Annotated in this window: 2 protein-coding genes; both read left to right on the top strand. The window is 72.1% G+C overall.

What is annotated here, in order from left to right; all coding sequences use genetic code 11:
• The first annotated feature begins 323 nt into the window (after window positions 1-323).
• Window positions 324-1865, top strand: coding sequence for a glycoside hydrolase family 3 protein (locus K6I34_RS15865; RefSeq protein WP_229326581.1), 1542 nt, complete (start codon window positions 324-326; stop codon window positions 1863-1865).
• A 368-nt stretch (window positions 1866-2233) separates the two neighbouring features.
• Window positions 2234-2774, top strand: a 541-nt coding sequence (locus K6I34_RS15860) for a M23 family metallopeptidase (protein ID WP_229326583.1), incomplete at its 3' end; no start/stop codon positions are given.

Below are 2774 nucleotides of genomic sequence, written 5' to 3'. Positions count from 1 at the left end.
CGGTGGGCCCGCACCGGGTCGGCCGGCGCCGTGTGCCACATGCGCCCCTCGTCAAACTTGCGCCTCCCTAAAGTGGACTAGACCAACCGCCCCTGTCAATGCCCGAGTTGGCCGCTTTGCTCATAGGGCGTCAGATTCGCCCGTTACTCCGGGTCTGGTTTGTGCGGCTTCACCCTTGACATGGGTCGTTAGTCTGAGCGGACATTTATTGGTCTGTACCAGGAAACGTCGATGTGGGCCGGTACCGGAGGTGCTCGGTGCCATCGATGTGCCGAACCGGTCGAACCAGTCGAACCAGTCGAACCATCCGAAAGGCGCGGGCGATGTCCTCCCCTTCCTCCCCTCTTTCCTCCGCGGTCCCCGGCAAGCACCCCAAGGAATTGCGGCGGCTCGCGCTCTCCGTCCTCCAGCCGGGCTTCGTCGGGACCGAGGCGCCGGACTGGGTGCTGCGCGACATCCAGGACGGCCTGGCGTCGGTCGTGCTCTTCTCGCGCAACATCGTCTCCGCGGAGCAGGTCGCCCGGCTGACCGGCCGCCTCCGCGCGGAGAACCCGGCACTGGTCATCGCCATCGACGAGGAGGCCGGGGACGTCACCCGCATCGAATCCGCCACCGGCTCCACCCGGCCGGGCAACTTCGCCCTCGGCGCCGTCGACGACACGGAGCTCACCGGGACCGTCGCCGCCGACCTGGGCCGCCAGCTGCGCGCCGCCGGGATCAGCCTCGACTACGCGCCCAGCGCGGACGTCAACTCCAACCCGGACAACCCCATCATCGGCGTCAGGTCCTTCGGCACCGACCCGCGGACGGTCGCCCGGCACACCGCCGCGTGGGTCCGCGGCCTCCAGTCCGCCGGGGTCGCCGCGTGCGCCAAGCACTTCCCCGGCCACGGCGACGTCGCCGTCGACTCCCACCACGGCCTGCCCACCTACGGCGCCGACCGCGAGGAGATCGCCGCCCAGGCGCTGCCCCCGTTCCGGGCCGCCCTGGACGCGGGTGTCCGCGCCGTCATGAGCGGCCACCTCCTCGTCCCCGCCTACGATCCCGAACTGCCCGCCACCCTCAGCCCGCGCATCCTGAACGACCTGCTCCGGCAGGAGCTCGGCTTCGACGGACTGATCGTCAGTGACGCTATCGAGATGGGCGCCGTCGCCGGCCGGTACGGCATCGACGGGGCCACGGTGCGCGCCGTCGCCGCGGGCGTCGACGCCATCTGCGTCGGCGGCGAGAGCGCCGAGGAGGCCACCGCCGCACTCCTCGCCGACGCCCTCGTCCGCGCCGTCGCCGCCGGGGAACTCCCCGAGGAACGGCTCGCGGAGGCGGCCGGACGCGTCCACGCCTTCGCGGACTGGTCCCGGGGCCTCGGCCGGACCGGTCACACCGCCGAGGCCACCGCCGACATCGGCTTCGTCGCCGCCCGCCGGGCCCTGCGCCTGACCGGACCGGTACGGGATGCCCTGCCCCTGTCCGCCGCACCGCACGTGGTGGAGCTGGTGCCCACCACCAACCTCGCCATCGGCAAGGAGACCCCATGGGGCGTCGCCGAACCGCTGCGCGAGCGCCTGCCCGGCACGACCTCCGTCCGGGTACGCCGCGAGGAACTCCTCGTGCCCGGCGCCGCGCTGGAGGCCTGTGCCCTGGAATCGGCGGCGGGGCGCCCCCTGGTCGTCGTCGCCCGGGACGCGTCCCGGCACACCTGGATGAGCCTCGCCCTCGCGAGCCTCACCGAGGCCCGGCCCGACGCGATCGTCGTGGAGATGGGCCTGCCGGGCTCCGCGGTTCCCGGCGCGGTGCAGATCTTCACGCACGGCGCGAGCGCCGCGTCCGGGGTGGCCGCGGCGGAGGTCCTCGCGGGGGCCCGCTAGGGATCCACCCCGGGGCATCCATGGAATCCCGTACGACACCGAGCCCGCCGAGCCGTTCTCCCGCTCGGCGGGCTCGACCTGTATTCGGCTGTTCGGCCTGTGCGGCTCCTGATATCCGAGCCCGGCGGGCGGTGTCAGTCCGTAGCGTTCCGGGTGCCCGCGCGGGGCGGCTGTGGTTACCCTCCACCCGCCGGTTGTCATGAACCCGGGGCTCGCCGGAACCGTACGTACGACCCCACCTGTATGCCCCGATACATCCCCAAGAGGGGAGGAACGTCAACGTGTTTCATAGATTTCATGGATTTCACGGACTTTCCAGACGCGTACTGCGGTGCGCTCTCGCGACGACGGCCCTCGTCCTGCCGTCACTGGTGGCCACGTCACCGGCCTCCGCTGCCCAAGCCGCCGTCCCATCCGCCGTCCACGTCACCGGTTTCGCCGCCTCGTGCCCGGCGGCCGGCTTCATCTCCGATCCCTACGGCGGCGCTCGCGATCACGACGGCATCGACATCGCCAACGCCCTCGGCACGCCGATCTACGCTGTGGGGGACGGCGAGGTCATCAACTCGGGCCCCGCCGACGGCTACGGTCAGTGGATCCGCATCCTGCACCCCGACGGAACGGTGACCGAGTACGGGCACATGTACCAGCGGGACGTCGCCGTGGGCGACCGGGTGACGGCAGGTCAGCGCATCGCGCTCATGGGCGCCGAAGGCCAGGCCACCGGCCCCCACCTCCACCTGCGGGTGCGACGCGACACCAGCATGAACCACGGCATCGACCCCCTTCCCTACCTCGAGGCGCGCGGGGTGACCGTCCCGTGCACGCCGGGCCGACGCCCCGGGCCCCCGCCGCTGGTGTATCCGGCGAAGTCGGGCCGGGTGGTGTCGGCGAAGTCGGCCGATGGCC

The sequence above is a fragment of the Streptomyces sp. UNOC14_S4 genome (assembly GCF_020740835.1).
GTDB lineage: Bacteria > Actinomycetota > Actinomycetes > Streptomycetales > Streptomycetaceae > Streptomyces.
The sequence above is the reverse complement of the archived record's forward strand: the minus strand, read 5'-3'. Positions and strand labels throughout refer to the sequence as shown.